This is a genomic window from Chryseobacterium sp. DT-167 (assembly GCF_058310155.1).
Window position 1 is genome coordinate 1 of sequence record NZ_JBZEEQ010000072.1, and the last position, 665, is coordinate 665.

Annotated in this window: 1 protein-coding gene; it reads right to left on the minus strand. The window is 70.7% G+C overall.

Annotated features, from left to right (window positions below; genetic code table 11):
• The coding region (locus AC4FQ5_RS19800; protein WP_491146311.1) for a MarR family winged helix-turn-helix transcriptional regulator at positions 1-473 on the minus strand (473 nt) is incomplete at its 3' end.
• Between the last annotated feature and the right edge of the window lie 192 nt (positions 474-665).

Here is a 665-nt window from a genome sequence, read left to right on the forward strand (position 1 = left end):
CGGGCTTCGCCCGCGCCGGTCTCGCTCGCGCGCCGCTCGACGTGCGCCATAAGCGCGTCGAGCGCGTCGACGAGCGCCGCGGCCTGATCGTCGCTCAACGCGTCGCCGAACCAGGCGGTCGCGCTCCGCAGGTGCGGGCCGAGGGCCGATCGATACGCCGCCCGCCCCTCATCGGTGAACGCGATGACCGAGGACCGGCCGTCGCCCGCCCCCGGTGCTCGCTCGATCAGCCCGCGACTTTCGAGCCGGCGGAGCTGATGGGCGAGTCGGCTCGAGTCCCAGCCGATCGCTCGGGCGCACTCGCTCGGGCGGACCGGATCCCCGCTCCGCTCGCCCATGGCGAGGTGCGCGAGCACCGTGAACTCGGCGTCGGACAACTGCGCGTCGGCCCACAGGTCGCGTCCCACCTCGCGGCGGACCCGCTCGTTCGCGACGTGGAAGAGCTCCCACGCACGACGCTTCTCATTGGACATTCTTTCTGACATGTCAGCAATCTAGCATGTTGCTGACGCGTCAGGTACATGGGCCGCTGACACTGGGAGCTCGACCCTCACTGATCCGTCCGGCAGATCTGTCAGAACCGCCGCGGTCGCGGCGCCGGTGGCGGCGGCACGGGCTTCGCGGCGATGATCGTGACGACGTCGATGTGCTCGAGTCCGCGCTTG